Here is a 15,593-nt window from a genome sequence, read left to right as displayed (position 1 = left end):
GGTTCGGTGGCAGACGGCCCGCCGCCGGGATCCCGTTATGGACGCGGTGCGGGCGTCCCATGCGACGCAGGCCGCACGACCGGTGCATGCATGTCCATCAGCTCGATGATCCAGTCGATGAACACCCGCAGCTTCGCGCTGACATGCCGGTTCGGTGGAAACGCGACGTGCATCGGCATCGGATCGAGTGTCCAGTCCTCGAACAGCGTCTGCAGCTCGCCGCACGCGACATGGGCGCGGGCCATATAAGCCGGCAGCCACAGCACCCCCAAACCGGCGAGTCCGGCCGCGAGATAGGCATTGCCGTCGTCCAGCGCCACCACGTAGCGCCCCTGGACCTGCACGCGCTCTGCCCCGCGGTGCATCGCATACGGCAGCGGCCTGCCCGTGCGCGCCCACAGGAAACCCACGATGCGGTGATGCGTGTCTTCCAGATCCCGCGGATGGCGCGGCATGCCCATGCGCTGCAGATACGCCGGCGACGCATGCACGCCCAGCGGCAGATCGCCGACGTGACGCGCGACAAGGGACTGGTCGGTGATCGTGCCGCCCCGCACGACGCAGTCCACGTGTTCGCCGATCAGATCCACGCGCCGGTCACTGACCCCCAGATCCAGCTGGATGTCCGGATAGCGTGCGTGGAACGCCGGCAGCGCCGACACCAGGATCATCCGTGCGAACGGACTGGGCACGTCCACCCGCAGCCGCCCACGTGGCGCTGCCGATGCGCTCGACAGGCTGGTCTCGGCATCATCCATGTCCGCCAGCAGACGCACCACGCGCTCGTAGTAGGCCGCGCCGTCCGCGGTCACCTCGACCCGCCGGGTGGTGCGGTTGAGCAACCGCACCCGCAGCCGCGACTCCAGTTGCTGGATCAGCTGGGTCACCGTGGTCCGGCTCATGTGCAGCGTCTCCGCCGCTTTGGTGAAGCTGCCAGCGTCCACCACGCGGACGAACGCCTGCATCGCATCGAAACGGTCCATCGGGGATCCCGCGATCGGAATTGTTTGGATTCTACGAACAGTGCTGGACAGTCCTGCGTGTTTATCGCGCACGGCGGCGTCCGCAGACTGGCGCCATCGCAATCACCGGGGCCCTTCCCCGCAGGAGATGTCCATGGCAACCCGTGACGCCGTTTTCCCTGCCGGCCGCCATGCGCTGTACGACAAGCACCGCTATTCGCCGGCAATCCGGGTCGATGGCCTGTTGTTCGTGTCCGGACAGGTCGGCAGCCGCGCCGACGGCTCGCCCGAACCCGACTTCGAGCAACAGGTGCGCCGCGCCTTCGACAACCTCAATGCCGTGCTCGACGCGGCGGGCGCCACGTTCGACGACGTGGTCGACGTGACGTTCTTCATCGTCGATCCGGCCAGCCGCTTCGAGCAGGCGTGGCGGATCGTGCCGGAGTACTGGGGCGAGGCCCCGTTTCCGACCGCCACCGTGGTCGGCGTGACCTGGCTGGCCGGTTTCGATTTCGAGATCAAGGTGGTGGCGAGACTGCCGACGGGCGCGCCGGCCTGAGACCTGGCGGGCGCGGCTGCGCAGAGCGCTTCTCGCCGGATCGCGTACAGGCATGCCCGGCGCTTTGCGCGGCACGCGCGGACATTGCGCGCGACCACATACGACGAAGGGCCCGTTGGGGCCCTTCGTCCTGGTCAGCCGCGTCGTGGACTCAGCCCGCGGGCGGTGTCGCACCCGTTGCGGGCGGCGTGGCGGCAGGCGCAGGCGCGGCCGGTGCCAACGGCATGCCCGCTGCACCACCGGTCGGCGTGATGCGCCAGATGGTGTTGGCCAGATCGTCGGCCACCAGCAACGCGCCCCGCGGATCGACGGTCACACCGACCGGACGGCCCCGCGCCTTGCCGTCCTCACCGAGGAAGCCGGTTGCGAAATCGATCATCTCGCCCGACGGCTTGCCGTCGCGGAACGGCACGAACGACACCTTGTAGCCCACCGGCGGATCGCGGTTCCAACTGCCGTGCTGTCCCACGAAGACGCCGTTCGCGAACTGCGCGCCCATCGTGGGCGTGGAGAACGCGACGCCCAGCGCGGCGACGTGCGATCCCAGCGCGAAGTCGGGGGCGATCGCCGATGCGACCTTTTCCGGCTTCTGCGGGCGCACGCGCTCGTCGACGTTCTGGCCCCAGTAGCTGTACGGCCAGCCGTAGAAGCCGCCGGGACGCACGCTGGTCAGATAATCGGGGACCAGCTCACCGCCGATCTCGTCGCGCTCGTTGACCACCGCCCACAGCTGGTCCATGCCCGGCTGCATCGCCAGCGCGGTCGGATTGCGCAGGCCGGTGGCGAACACGCGATGGAAGCCGGTGGCCGCTTCGACCTGCCAGACCATGGCACGGCTCTCCTCGACTGCCAGACCGCGCTCGGTGATGTTGCTGTCGGAGCCGATTCCGACGAACAGATAGCGGCCGTCCGCGCTGATCGTCAGCGCCTTGGTCCAGTGGTGGTTGATCGCCGCGGGCAGCTTGGTGATCTCCTGCGGCGCGGCGCCGGCGTTGACGGCGCCCTCGGTGTAGGCGAAGCGCAACAGCGCATCCTGGGTGGCGACGTAGATCGAATCGTTGCCGAAGGCGAGGCCGTAGGGAGCGTCGAGGTTGTCGGCGAAGATCGAGCGGTTCTCGTAGGTGCCGTCACCATCGGCGTCGCGCAACAGGGTCAGACGGTTGCCGCTCTCGACCTGGGTATTGCCGCGCGACTTGATGAAGCCGGCGATGATGTCCTTGGGCGTCAGCTTGGGCGCCCGGCCGCCGCGGCCTTCGGCCACGATGATGTCGCCGTTGGGGAGCACCAGCATCTGGCGCGGGATCTGCAGGTTGTCGGCGATCGGCGCGATCTCGTAACCCTCCGGCACCGTCGGCAGCTGGTCGCCCCATTCCGAGGGCAGTGAAATCTTCAGCGTCGGGAACAGGCCGCGCTGCGGCTTGGGCAGCTCCGGCGACGGGCCGGTGTAGGTCTCATCCGGCGTGCCGCCACATGCGACGAGTGCCAGTGCCAGCGCGGGCACCAGCGCGCGCGTCATCAGGACGGACTTCGGACGCTTCGAGTAAGAGCGGTTCATGGCAGCACCTCCCGGCGACGCAAGGTGCCGCCGAGCGCGAACCACAGGCTCGCGCCGATCGACGCCACGCACAGCACCGACCACACCAGCGCCTGCGGCATCTTCTGCCAGGCGTCCATGGCGTGGACCAGCGAATTGAGAAAACCGAGCACGCAGGTCAGGGCGAGCAGGCCTACGTAGAGAAACCGCGTGCGCGTGCGCGCCGTCGGCGTGATCAGCGACACCAGCGCCCAGACGAGCGCGATCACCGCGAACACCATGGCGCCGACCAGGAGCCAGGACGCGAAGTTGGTCCACTGGATCTCGTAGGACCGCGCGTAGGCGATGTCGGCGAGCAATGCGCCGAGAAACAGCGGGAACGCACTGCTGACGAGCAGCAGGTGCAGGGGGCTCAACGGCCGATAGGGCCGCGTCGCGAGGACAGGAGGTGTGTGCATGGGGATCTCGTCTGCGTTGGACAGTGCGTGCGGGGCACGCGTGGCGCTGTATACGGTGCCGCACGCGCGTGCACGGCATGGTGAAAGCGCCGCACGTTGCGCAGGCCCTGCCATCGGCTCGATCCGCTTCCACGTCCGCGTGCGCGCGCCCGTCACCGCATGTCGCGATGTCCCTTGGTCGCGTGCAAGGGCGCTTGCGCATGCGTCGATGGCATGCCGGCCCATGTCGCAGCGGACCGCCACGACGCACCGCCGATTGGGTAAGGTATCGCCACCCGCATGGAGCCCCCCCGCCTGTTCAAGGACCTGCCCCTGTTCTGGCGACACCGGACCTGGCGACTGGCGCTGCTGTCGACCGTGGTCGTGGCCGCGATCGTCGCGGTCTCGGGCGGCTTCCGGCGTGCCGGTTCCACGGATCGTCCGCTGCCGGTGTCGGGCGCGGACGTGCCGATCGCATCGGATGCGTTCGTCGTCACCCCGCTCTGCGCGTGGCACAGCGACACGCGACCCGGGCAGCGCGCGCCGCAGGACGACGCGCAGCGCTACCTGATCCTGCGTACGCGGGTGGTCAGCAAGGCACGCGACTGGGTCGCCATGCGCGCCTATCTGGACAAAGACGTGGTCTGGCTGCCCGAAGGCCATGGCGATCCCGTGGCCGCGGAGCGCTCGCAGCGCGCCGACGACGCCACGCTGGGGCAGGACCTCGGACCGGGACTCCCGGTGGTGATCGATTTCGTCTGGGAACTGCCGGCCGGCATGGCACCACCGGCGACCTCGACCTGGGGCCTGTTCAAGCGCCGCTTCATCGAGCGCACCCGTGCGAGCGGCGAATCGATGTGGGTGCAGGACGGCCCGGGCTGGAAGTTCGTGCTGCCCGTCGCGCAGGCGTGTCCGGGGCCCGCCGCGTGAGCCGGTCGATGCCGGTCCGATGGGGCCTGATCGCTGCCGCGCTCGTGTCGCTGATCCTGATCACGGGTCTTCGCAGGCAGGCGCCTTCGATGGACGACAGGACCGCGCCCATGCGACTCGACGGCGCCGCCGGTCACACGGTTGAGGCGCGCAATTTCTCGGTCAAGGTGGGCAAGCTGAAACTCGCGCAGGCCTATCTGCTGGACCCGCGCACCAGCGACGGCCCGCCGCGCACGCTGAAGGCGGACGGGATCTGGATGTCGGCACTGGTGGACGTCGAAGTGACGCAGGCCAGTGGATTCGTGGGTGCGCAGCTCCGCGCACGCGACGGACGCGTCTATCGCGCCGCCCCCGCCGGCCGCCCCGATCTCGGCGGCTTCAACCTCACCGACATGTATCTCGTGACGGGGCTGCCGGCCAGCGGCGCGTATTTCTTCGACGTGCCCGTCGCGGCGCTGGAAGGCGCGCATCTGCAGTTCTACAGCGGCAACGGTGCGCCGGCGCAGCTCGATCACCTGGTCGACATCGATCTCCGCCTCGATGCGGCGCAGGTCGCCGCGTTGCGCGATGCCGCCGCGCCCACACTCGACCTGCGCACGCCGGAGTCCGCGCCATGAGCGCGCCGGCGCACGACGACGCCGCGGCGCCCGGCTGGTGGCGGCGCAACCGTCACTGGCTGCCCACGGCGACAGTGCTCGGCGTGCTGGCCTTCTACCTGCCGTGGCGCATCAACGAGCGCGAACTGGACCGGATCCGGCCGCGTACCGCCGTCACCGCGCCTGCCGACGCGGCGGCGTGGCGCGAGTACGAAGGCGCGCGCTGGCGCATCACGGGCGTCCGCCGCGAACCCGCGCGCGCCGGGACCGCGGCCGAATACCTGCATGCCGACGCGACGCGGCTGCTCGTCGAGTTCGAGGTCCTTGCCGGCGCACAGGTCGACGCGGCACGGCTCGACCAGTGCAAGGGGCGACTCGTCGATGCCGATGGCCGCGCGTGGGAGGCGAACTTCCCGGCGAAGCTCTCCACCTGGATGCTGCGTCAGGGCCTCGACGGACGTTGCGGGACGCGCGTGCGGGGCACGCCCGCCGCCGCGGTCGCGGGCCAGCCGTTCGCGTTCACGCATGCCTACCTGATTCCGTCGGACGTGCCCGTGGAAGGCATGCAGGTCGATCTGTTCTTCCCGCCGTCCACCACGACGCCGACGATGGGACGCTATCTGCGCTTTCCCCTGCCCGCGCCGCGCGACTGAGCGCTTTCAGCCGCGGGCGGCGCGCAGTCCGGCGATCGCGCGGTCGAAGGTGGCCGCCAGCAGCACCACGCGCAGCAGCTGGGTGAACAGCGCGGGCCGCAACGACATCGGTCCGTTGAACAGCAGCGACAGCGGCTGCCCCAGGACGCGCCAGTCGTCCCAGGGCTGCGGACCGATCGCGGCCGTCGCCAAACCCCATGCGTGCGCATCGATGTAGTCCAGCAGCGCCCAGCCCACGCACAGCACCAGCAGCGCCGGCAATCCTGCACGCAGCACCAGCCGGATCGCATTGAGGATCGGAATGCCCTTGCCGTTCCAGCCGCCGCTCGCCTTGTCGACGGCCTTCTTCCAGACCGGATGCAGGTTGCGGTAGCGACGGCTCACCAGCCGCGCGTGCGCGTCGTGCCGGTCCAGGCGCGCGCGACGTCGCAGGTCCATGCCGTAGACGATCGCCGCGATGGCCAGCCATACCAGCGGCATCACCACCGCGCCCCCCGCGGTCGAGACGGCGCTCCACGCCGGATCGAAGACACGCTTGAGCGGTGCGAGCGACACCAGCCCGACGAACGGGTTGTCCCACCAGGTCGTCAGCGCGACGTAGACGACGCGCGACTCCCACCATGCCGTCGCCCAGGCCCAACCGCGCGCGATGACCGCGGCGCCGACGAACAGCCAGTACGCCTCGCAGGCCGCAACGATCAGCGACCACACGCCATGCTGGGTGGCGGCGAGCCTGCGCTTGGACACCTCGCGCAAACCCCACGACACCACCAGCGCGATCCACAGACCACGCAGCGCGAGGATGTCCTGCAGCGGCTCGCGCCGCTCGAACGACACCCAGCTCTGGTAGGTCAGCACGAAGTCGCGCTTGACGCCCTCCAGCAGGCCCCAGGCCGCGTAGTAGGCGAAGAACGGCAGCAGCGCCACCGCGAGCACGCGCAACCAGGAGCGCTGCCCGAGCGTGGACGGCAGGCCGACGGCGGACTGCATGGACGGCATCGACGGCCGCAGCACGAGGAACATCGTGATGGCGCCGACCAGCTGGCTCACGATCAGCACCGCGATGGCGGCATACGACAGCAGCACGCCCGCTTCGGCCAACTGGATGGCGCCGAACAGCAGGACGTCGTACGCGACGCGCTGAGCGAAGAAGCACGCCAGCAGCGCAGGCCAGTGACGCCACAGCAGACGACCGGCGAGTCGCGGAATGGCCATCCACGCGTGCGCGTCTTCGCCCGACATGCGGCCATCCTGCCCCGGCAACACGTCCTGCACTGCCCCTGCTGCGGGGTTCGACGAGGAAGCTGGCACGGCACGCCCCGGTGGGATCGACGGCGGCCATCATGGCGGACGGGGCGCGTGCGCGGCAATGTTCCGCCGCGGGCGCGGCACGACACGCACTGGCGCCGCGAGCCGTCGCCGAGAGCGCCATGCACGCGCGCGGCAGGGGCGGTGCGTCCCGACGTCGTTCGACGTGACGTCGCGGACCGCTGCGACGATCCGTCGCAGCCTGCGGGCAGACGTCGGGCCTCCACTTCGCGGCATCGCCCCCTAGACTGTGCGCATGATCCTCGGCCGCCGCTTCCAGCATGCATTCGCCTGGCTGTCGCTGGCTGCCGTGCTGCTGCTCGCATTGCTGCCCTCGGCCGGCCGGCTCGCGCATGCGCAGGACGCATCGCCGCGGATGATCCTGATGGAGATGTGCACGATGGGCAGCGACGCGCTGATCCGCATCGTCGATCCCCGCAGCCTGCTCGACGATGCCGCGCCACGCCCGGTGCCGTCCGAGCATCTCGACATGCAGGACTGCGGTTACTGCCCGCTGCTCGCCACCGCGCTGCTCGCGGTGGTGTGGTGTGCGATCGCACGCCTGCTGCACGTCGCGCACCGGGCGCCGGTCGCGCGCATCGTCCGCCTCGCGGAACGCCATCCCTGCGGACTCGGTTCCCGCGGTCCACCGCGGATGGCCTGACGCCCCTGCCCGGCCCGCCGGGCCACGGCGCCCGGCCGATCCTCCGGATCGGCCTTCTCCACACATGTAATGCACGCGCATGCGCGTTGCCCGCCCGCGCGCGGCATCGCCATGGCGCAGCTGCGCCATGGCGTCCGGCGTGTCCTTTGCGATGCCAGCACCCCGTCGTGACGCCTGCGGCCGCCCGAAGCGCGTGTCGCCGTCCGTTCGCTTTCCCTTTCTTACATCCGGAACAGGTCTTTCTTCCATGCAGAATTCTCCTCGACGCCTGGCGGCGGCCATCAGCTGCCTGCTGCTTCCCGGCGCGGTGTGCACCGCGCACGCGCAGACGCCCACGGGCGACACCGCGACCACACTCGACGGCATCCAGGTGCGCGGCATGCGCTCCACGCTCGACCGCGACGCCAGCGGCGCGTCCCGGCTGGAGGTCACGGACCGGGAGACACCCGCGTCGGTGTTCCGGATCGACCGCGCAGCGCTCGAAGCGCGGGGCGTGCGCTCCACCCAGGAAGCCCTGTTCGCGATTCCCGGCTTGGTCGTCGCCTCGCTGCCAGGCAACGGCAATGCGGTGACCTGGCGCGGCTTCTCCGGTGCGCAGATCACCCAGCTGTTCAACGGCATCGACGTCAAGTACGCGTCGATTGCCGCACGACCCGTCGATGCGTGGATCTACGAGCGCGTCGAGGCGATCGGCGGGCCCTCGAGCTTCCTCTATGGCGCCGGCGCGGTGGGCGGCTCCATCAACTACGTCACCCGCACCGCCGATTTCGACGCCGATGCCATCGGCGGGCTTTCCAGCGTGGGCAGTCACGACAGTCGCGTGCTGGCGGCCGGCGTGAACCATCGATTCGCCACCGGCGAGACGGCGCATGCGCTCCGCCTCGATGCCGCCTACAGCACCCGCGACGGCTGGGTCGACGCCGAGCGTCGCGAGGGCTGGACGCTCGCCACCTCGCTGGCGTCGCGGCTGACGCCGACGCTCACCCACACGCTCGCGCTCGAATACCAGAACGAGGACAACCGCCGCGTCTACTGGGGCACGCCCGCGGTGATCGGCCCCACCGGGCGTCTCGATGCACTGCCCGGCAGTGTCGGCCGCAACTACAACGTCGGCGACGGTTTCTACGCGCAGGAAGTGGCCTGGGGCCGCTCGAAACTGGAATGGGACGGTGGCGCATTCGGCCGGATCGTCAACACGCTCTACCACTACGATGCGCTGCGCGATTACCGCAATGTCGAGACCTATCGATGGGATCCCGTCCGCGGCGGCATCGCCCGGTCCGGTGTCCTGCAGCAGCGGCACGACCAGCAGGTGACCGGCAACCGGACCGACTGGCACCGCAGCGGCACCCTGGCGGGCAGACCATCGCAGTGGACCGCCGGCTTCGAACTGAGTCACAACCGTCAGACGCGGTTTCCGCAGTCGATCGGCGGCGAGATCGATCTGGTGTCGGTCGATGCGCGCACGCCCGGCTTCTTCTTCGACATTCCCGGCACGACGCCCGATTACGTGCCGGGCGCGACGAACCGCGTCCGCACCGCGTCGCTGTCGGTGGAAAACCTGACCCGGCTGGGGGGACGCGTCTCGCTGATGACGGGCGTGCGCCACGAGCGCATCGACCTCGATGTCGTCAACCGGCGGGCGGCGACCGCGACCAATCCCGCACGCTTCGCCCGGGACTATGCGTCCACGACCGGGCGCGTCGGTCTGACGGCCGAACTGACGCCGGCCAGCAACGTCTACGTGCAGCTCAGCACGGCCGCGGATCCACCGGCGGGCATCCTGTCCACCGCGGGATTCTCGGCCCTGCGCGATTTCGACCTCAGCCGCGGCCGCCAGATCGAAGCCGGCGCCAAGACCGACTTCGCCCAGGGGCGCGGCACCGCGACGCTGGCGGCGTACCGCATCGTGCGCGAGAACCTCGCCATCACCGATCCCGACAATCCGGGACAGACGCTGCCGGTCGGCCAGCAGTCGGCACGCGGTGTGGAAGCCACGCTCGCATTCCGGCCGTGGCAGGCACTGCACGTGCAGGCGAACGCGGGCTGGGTGGATGCACGGCTCGATGATTTCTTCGAGACCGCCAACGGCGTGCCGGTGTCGCGCGCGGGCAACCGGCCTGCGAACACGCCCGCCCGCGTGGGCAATCTCTGGGTCGACTACGCGTTGTCACCCCGCTGGTCGGTCGGCACCGATCTGCGCGCGGTCGCCGCCCGCTACGCCGACAGCGCCAACACCCTGGAGACGGCCGGCTACACGCTGTGGGGCGCGCATCTGCGCTGGCGCCCGACGCCGCAGCTCGCGGTCACCCTGCGAGGCCGCAACCTCGGCGACCGGACCTACGTGATGCACGCGATCGGCGCGCAGATGGTCTACCTCGGCGAGCCGCGGACGCTCGATCTCGAACTGCGGGCGGCGTTCTGACGGCGTCCGCACGGACGCGCCGCCCCGCAGACCACTGACGACCGAAGGAGATCTTCGATGCACGTATTCCCGGCTGTGATCGCAGGCTGGCTCATGGCCTGGGCCGTGGGGCTGTCCTGGGTGCGCACGCGCGGCCGCCTCCGTGGCGCGGCGGCGCTGAGTCTGTTCGACTGATCCACGACGCCGCGCGCACCGGGGCGCGTGGCGCGGTGCGCCGGGCGCGCGGCATCGGGGGCTGCGACCGTCGCCCGCGCGGCAGGCGCTCCGCCGGGCGCGCGATGCGCCGCAGCCCGACTGGTCACCGGTGAGGCGCGGGCGCCACGTCCGTCGCGCTGTCGGATGCGCCGCCGCTCGGGCGTTCCGCCATCCTGCGCAATCGCGGCGTCGCCATCGGGATCGTCAGCATCGTGCTCATCACCGCCATCAACAGCAGCGCGGTGAACGTGGCGCTGGAGATGATGGCCTTGTCGAGGAGGATGTTGGCGAAGATGATCATGATCAGCGCCTTGGTCTGCAGCAGCCAGCCGATCAGCGAGGCTTCGCCGGGTTCCCATTTCAGGATACGGCCGGCCATGTGCACGCCGGCGAGCTTGCCGGCCACCGAGGCCACCAGCAGCACGATGGCCGCGATGAAAACGGTCGCGCCGCCGACGTTCCATTCGGTGCGCAGGCCGGTGCTGAGGAAGAACACCGGCATGATCACCAGCAGCACGTTGTGGCGCAGGCGATCCATGTCGGCCTGGTCGAACCAGTCCGCGTCGATCACCACACCGGCCAGGAACGCGCCCACCATGTAGTGCAGGCCGGACCAGTCCGCGCCGAACGCGCAGACCGCCAGCCAGATCAGCATCACGTACCAGCGGTCGCGCTCGGGAATGGCGCGCATCAGCCGCCGGAACAGCACGCAGGCCACCGCGAAGGCGAGCAGGAAACCCACCTGGCGGCCGATGCGTTCCCAGTCCACCAGCACCAGCGCCAGCACGCCCCAGATGGCGATGTCGTCGAGGCTGGCGTAGCGCAGGATGCGCTGGCCGATCGGCTGGCGCAGGATGTCGAGCTTCTCCATCAGCAGGATCAGGATCGGCAACGCGGTGACCGCGCAGGCCATGCCCACGCCGACGATGAACTGCCAGTTCGCCCCCTCTGCGCCGATCCAGCCGGGAAAGCGCAGCATGCCGATTGCCGCCAGCGCGCCGAACACCAGCGGCACGCCGAGCGCCAGGCCCGCAGTGATCCCGCTCTCGCGGCGGTTGGTCCACGCCTTGCTCAGGTCCAGCTCGATGCCCGCGATCAGCACGAACAGCATCACCGCCCACGCGCCCAGTCCGTTGAGGATCTGCACCACGTCGGGCGTGAACACGAACGCGTAGTAGCCGGGGAACGCCGCGCCGAGGATGCCCGGCCCCAGCAGGATGCCGGTGATGATCTGCACCACCACCAGCGGCGCGAAATAGTCGGTACGGCCCAGCCGCCAGATCAGGAACGGGACGCAGAAGATGATCGCCATCGCGATCAGGAACACTTCCATGGTGGTGACGGCATGCATCGGTGGATCGTCCTGGGCCTGCGCGCGATCTGCGGAGCGCGAAGTATGGGGAGCCGCGCCGATCGCCGCCACGTCGGCGTCTTCGGACCAGGTCCTGCGCCGCGCGGTATGCGGCGCGTCAGCGTGCCGCAAGCGCCTGCGCGGGACACCGACGCAGGTACCCGGACCTGCGTGCGATCGCCCGCCAGACGATCACCCGGGATGTGCGCCCGCTTCCGCGGCGGCGGACCACGCCGGCTCGCCAGCGCATGCCGGGCCCGGGCGGGCGATCAGGAAGCCCTGCAGACGCCTGCACCCCATGCGGATCAGCGCGTCCGCCTGCGCGCGTGTCTCCACGCCTTCCGCCACGACATCCATGCCGAGCTGCTGGGCCAGCATGATCACCGACTGCACGATCACCGCATCCCGCGTGGAGCTGTCGATGCGGCCGACGAAGCGCCGGTCGATCTTGAGCTCGTGCGCGGGCAGCTGGGCCAGATACGCGAGGCTGGAGTAGCCGGTTCCGAAATCGTCGATGGAGATCCGGGCGCCGGCCTGCACCAGCCGCTCGAGCAGTTCGATGGCCCGGTCGGGCTCCTGCATGGCCATCGACTCGGTGATCTCCAGCGTCAACGCGTGCGCGGGCATGTCGAAGCGGCGCATCACGCTTTCGACCTGGTGCACCAGCTGTCCACTGCGGAACTGCACGGGCGAGATGTTCACGGCGATGGTCGGCAGCTCGACGCCCGCAGCCCGCCAGTCGGCGTACTGGCGACAGGCGGCCTCCAGCGCCCACTGCCCCAGCTCCACGATCAGCCCCATGCGCTCGGCCACCGCCACGAACCGCATCGGCGGCACCATGCCCAGCCGCGGATGGTCCCAGCGCAGCAGCGCCTCGACGCCCACGCAGCGCCCGTCGATGCCGTCGACCTGCGGCTGGTAATGCAGCGCGAGCGCATCGGATTCCAGCGCACGCCGCAGCTCGTGCGCCAGCTGTCCCTGGACCTGCGCGTCTTCCGACATGCCCGGCAGGTACAGGCTGACGAGATTCCGCCCGGACTGCTTGCTGTGGTACATCGCGGCGTCGGCGTTCGCCAGCAGCAGGTCGGCGCTCGTGCCGTCGTCCGGATACAGCGCCACGCCGAGGCTCGCCGTCACCCGCACGCCGTCGTAGCCGTCGAGCGTCAACGCGCCGCCGAGCTGACGCAGGACCTCTTCCGCGACCTCGGCCGCGCCCGTGGGCGACGGCACCGGCGCCACCACCACGAACTCGTCGCCGCCCAGTCGCGCGGTCATGCCGTCGGGATGCGACAGGGCCCGCAGCATGCGGGCGACACGCGCCAGCAGAATGTCGCCGACCGCGTGTCCGAAGGCGTCGTTGACGCCCTTGAATCCATCGAGGTCGATGTAGATCACCGCGAACGCGCCGCCGTCCGACAGCGCACGCCCGATCAGGTCCTGCAGGCGCGAAAGCAGCAGACGGCGGTTGGGCAGCCCGGTCAGGGTGTCGTGCTGGGCGAGGTGGCTGAGCTGCGCATTGGCATCGCGCAACGACGCCGACAGCCGTCCGGTACGCTCCTGCAGCACCCGGTCCAGCGTGGACACGAGGATGGCAGTGCCCAGCACGGCGGTCGTGCACACCACGACCAGGGTGGCCAGCGCGTCGGGATCGAGCCCGTTGCGCAGCGCGGCGCCGCAGACCGCTCCATCGGCGAACCGCGCGGCGGCCATGCCGGTGTAGTGCATGCCGACGATGGCCGCGCCCATGGCCACCGCGGCCATGGCCTGGTGCAGATGCGCGCGGCGGCCCAGCTGGGGCAGACGGTCGGCGATGGCCAGCGACGCACCGCTGGCGAGCACCGCCACGCCGACCGAGGCCGCCAGCCAGCCCGGGTGGTACTCGATCGCCGGATACATGCGCATCGAGGCCATGCCCATGTAATGCATCGCCGCGATGCCGATGCCGATCGCCAGCGCGCCCCGCAGCAGCCGCGCGCCTTTCGACGGACCGCTCGCCATCAGCCGGAACGCGTAGACGGAGGCCGCGACCGACAGACCGCACGATGCGACGGTGATCCACGGGTCGTACCCGACGGGAATGGGCAGGCGGAAGGCCAGCATCCCGATGAAGTGCATGGACCAGATGCCGACGCCCAGTGCGGATGCGCCCCCGGCCAGCCACCAGCGCCGCGCGGTGTCGTCCTGCGCCGCACGGATGCGGCCCAGCGTGGAGAGCGCGGCATACGACGCCGTCGCCGCCACGACGAACGACGTCATCACCAGCGACCAATCGTATGCGCCGACCAATCCTGTCTGCATGCCGCCCCCCGACGACGTCCCTGTCCCGCAGGCATCGCGTATGCCGGCGCGTGCGGGTCCGGTCGAGGGTATACCGATTCACGCCACGGCGTGCGCCGCGCCCCGAACGACGAAGCCCCGCTTGCGCGGGGCTTCGTCTGTCACAGGCTGCGATGTCCAGTGCGGCAGCGGATCAGGCGAACGGATCCTGCAGCACCATCGTGTGCGCACGGTCCGGCCCGGTGCTGACGATGCTGATCGGACAACCGGCCAGTTCTTCCAGTGCGCGCAGATACGCACGTGCCGCGGCGGGCAGCTTGTCCCACTCGGTGATGCCGTGGGTGGTCTCTTCCCAACCCGGGAACTCCAGGTAGACCGGCGTGCACTCGTCCCAGCCGGCGGCGTCGAGCGGCGCGTATTCGGTGCGCTTGCCGCGGTATTCGTAGGCGATGCAGATCTTCAGCGTCTTCATGCCGTCGAGCACGTCGAGCTTGGTGATGCACAGGCCCGAGATGCCGTTGATGGCGACGGCGCGCTTGAGCGCGACGATGTCCATCCAGCCGCAGCGACGCGGACGACCGGTCGAGGCGCCGTATTCCTGGCCGCGGTCACGGATGCCCTGCCCGATCTCGTCGTCGAGTTCGGTCGGGAACGGACCCCCGCCGACGCGCGTCGCATAGGCCTTGGCGATGCCGAGCACGTAGTCGATCGCATCCGCGCCCACGCCCGCACCGGCCAGCGCGCCACCGACGGTGGTGTTGGAGCTGGTGACGTAGGGATAGGTGCCGTGGTCGATGTCGAGCAGTGCGCCCTGCGCGCCTTCGAACAGCACGCGCTTGCCCTGCTTGCGCAGGTCGTGAAGGATGCCGGCCACGTCGGACTTCATCGGCTCGACATAGTCGCCGAACGCGAGGGCTTCGTCGTAGGTCTTCTGGAAATCGATCGCCTCGCCGCCGAGGTACTTGGTCAGCACGAAGTTGTGGTAGTCGAGCGCGGTGCGCAGCAGTTCTTCGAGCTGCTTGGGGTAATGCAGGTCGGCGACGCGGATGCCGCGACGCGCCACCTTGTCCTCGTACGCCGGACCGATGCCGCGGCCGGTGGTGCCGATGGCCTTCCCGCCGGCGGCCTTCTCGCGGGCCTGATCGAGCGCGATGTGGTACGGCATGATCAGCGGCGTGGCCGGGCTGATCTTCAGGCGCGAACGCACTTCCACGCCGGCAGCTTCGAGCTCGCCGATTTCCTTGATCAGCGCAGCCGGGCTCAGCACGACGCCGTTGCCGATCAGGCACAGCGCATCGTCGCGCAGGATGCCGGACGGAATGAGGTGGAGGACGGTCTTCTTGCCGCCGATCACCAGCGTATGGCCGGCATTGTGGCCGCCCTGGAAGCGCACGACGGCGCCGATGTCCTGCGTGAGCAGATCGACGATCTTGCCCTTGCCCTCGTCGCCCCACTGGGCGCCGATCACCACCACTGACTGACCCATCTTGATGACTCCTGTATCGCGTTGCGGCCATCGGGGCCGCAGGAAGGGACCGGCCGGCCGTGCGCGGGGATTGGTCGCTCCATCGGGGAGACGACCGCCTCGCAGGGCCGGACACGGAAAAAGCCGGCAGTCCACTCATGCGAGATGGCCCGTCCGGCTTTTCCGCATTATCCGGATAAGGGGGGACGGGGGCCACCGCTTTATGCGGGGCATTCA

General features: G+C 69.9%; 13 protein-coding genes. 6 read left to right on the top strand and 7 right to left on the bottom strand.

Going from position 1 to position 15,593, the window contains the following annotated elements; genetic code table 11:
- Positions 1-35: 35 nt before the first annotated feature.
- The gene (locus tag CURTO8I2_RS03700; protein WP_159678762.1) at positions 36-983 is read right to left on the bottom strand and encodes a LysR family transcriptional regulator; all 948 of its coding nucleotides are present in this window, start codon (positions 981-983) and stop codon (positions 36-38) included.
- Positions 984-1,116: 133 nt separating this feature from the next.
- Between CURTO8I2_RS03700 and CURTO8I2_RS03695 the strand changes: the two genes are divergently transcribed.
- Positions 1,117-1,521 (top strand): RidA family protein, encoded by a 405-nt coding sequence (locus tag CURTO8I2_RS03695; protein ID WP_159678760.1) that lies wholly within the window; start codon positions 1,117-1,119, stop codon positions 1,519-1,521.
- A gap of 151 nt (positions 1,522-1,672) precedes the next feature.
- Here the strand turns inward: CURTO8I2_RS03695 and CURTO8I2_RS03690 are convergent, their stop codons facing one another.
- Positions 1,673-3,037: a sorbosone dehydrogenase family protein gene (locus CURTO8I2_RS03690; RefSeq protein ID WP_159681536.1), complete on the bottom strand. Its 1,365-nt coding sequence runs from the start codon at positions 3,035-3,037 to the stop codon at positions 1,673-1,675.
- A gap of 35 nt (positions 3,038-3,072) precedes the next feature.
- Positions 3,073-3,513, bottom strand: coding sequence for a DUF2231 domain-containing protein (locus tag CURTO8I2_RS03685; protein WP_159678758.1), 441 nt, complete (start codon positions 3,511-3,513; stop codon positions 3,073-3,075).
- Between the two features lie 279 nt (positions 3,514-3,792).
- On the opposite strand from CURTO8I2_RS03685, the gene CURTO8I2_RS03680 reads away from it, so the two are divergent.
- From CURTO8I2_RS03680 to CURTO8I2_RS03670, 3 genes are read left to right on the top strand one after another with little or no spacing between them, the layout of a single operon-like run.
- The gene (locus tag CURTO8I2_RS03680) at positions 3,793-4,422 is read left to right on the top strand and encodes a hypothetical protein (protein WP_159678756.1); all 630 of its coding nucleotides are present in this window, start codon (positions 3,793-3,795) and stop codon (positions 4,420-4,422) included.
- 8 nt (positions 4,423-4,430) lie between these two features.
- Entirely contained in the window at positions 4,431-5,039 is a 609-nt protein-coding gene (locus CURTO8I2_RS03675) for a hypothetical protein (RefSeq protein WP_159678754.1), read from the top strand.
- Positions 5,036-5,671, top strand: a complete 636-nt coding sequence (locus CURTO8I2_RS03670; RefSeq protein WP_159678752.1) for a hypothetical protein — start codon at positions 5,036-5,038, stop codon at positions 5,669-5,671. Before CURTO8I2_RS03675 ends, CURTO8I2_RS03670 begins: the two co-directional genes overlap by 4 nt.
- Before the next feature lie 6 nt (positions 5,672-5,677).
- Here CURTO8I2_RS03670 and CURTO8I2_RS03665 read toward each other — a convergent pair whose 3' ends face one another.
- Positions 5,678-6,913, bottom strand: a complete 1,236-nt coding sequence (locus CURTO8I2_RS03665) for a hypothetical protein (protein ID WP_159678750.1) — start codon at positions 6,911-6,913, stop codon at positions 5,678-5,680.
- Between the two features lie 322 nt (positions 6,914-7,235).
- Here CURTO8I2_RS03665 and CURTO8I2_RS03660 point away from each other — a divergent pair, with 322 nt between their 5' ends.
- Together CURTO8I2_RS03660 and CURTO8I2_RS03655 are read left to right on the top strand one after the other, a co-directional pair.
- Positions 7,236-7,643: a DUF2946 family protein gene (locus CURTO8I2_RS03660; RefSeq protein ID WP_159678748.1), complete on the top strand. Its 408-nt coding sequence runs from the start codon at positions 7,236-7,238 to the stop codon at positions 7,641-7,643.
- 247 nt (positions 7,644-7,890) lie between these two features.
- On the top strand, positions 7,891-10,068 hold the full coding sequence (locus CURTO8I2_RS03655; protein WP_159678746.1) for a TonB-dependent receptor: 2,178 nt from the start codon (positions 7,891-7,893) through the stop codon (positions 10,066-10,068).
- Between the two features lie 298 nt (positions 10,069-10,366).
- On the opposite strand, the gene CURTO8I2_RS03650 is transcribed toward CURTO8I2_RS03655, so the two are convergent.
- The 3 genes from CURTO8I2_RS03650 to CURTO8I2_RS03640 all read right to left on the bottom strand — a co-directional run bounded on the left by CURTO8I2_RS03650 (position 10,367) and on the right by CURTO8I2_RS03640 (position 15,377).
- The gene (locus CURTO8I2_RS03650; protein ID WP_159678745.1) at positions 10,367-11,614 is read right to left on the bottom strand and encodes a cation:proton antiporter; all 1,248 of its coding nucleotides are present in this window, start codon (positions 11,612-11,614) and stop codon (positions 10,367-10,369) included.
- A 192-nt stretch (positions 11,615-11,806) separates the two neighbouring features.
- The gene (locus tag CURTO8I2_RS03645; RefSeq protein ID WP_236550991.1) at positions 11,807-13,870 is read right to left on the bottom strand and encodes a bifunctional diguanylate cyclase/phosphodiesterase; all 2,064 of its coding nucleotides are present in this window, start codon (positions 13,868-13,870) and stop codon (positions 11,807-11,809) included.
- Positions 13,871-14,084: 214 nt separating this feature from the next.
- The gene (locus tag CURTO8I2_RS03640; RefSeq protein WP_159678743.1) at positions 14,085-15,377 is read right to left on the bottom strand and encodes an adenylosuccinate synthase; all 1,293 of its coding nucleotides are present in this window, start codon (positions 15,375-15,377) and stop codon (positions 14,085-14,087) included.
- Between the last annotated feature and the right edge of the window lie 216 nt (positions 15,378-15,593).

The organism is Luteimonas sp. 9C, assembly GCF_902506295.1.
In the GTDB taxonomy this organism is placed as follows: Bacteria; Pseudomonadota; Gammaproteobacteria; order Xanthomonadales; family Xanthomonadaceae; genus Luteimonas.
Note: the sequence above shows the minus strand (reverse complement) of the source record. Positions and strands in the feature narration are given on the sequence as shown.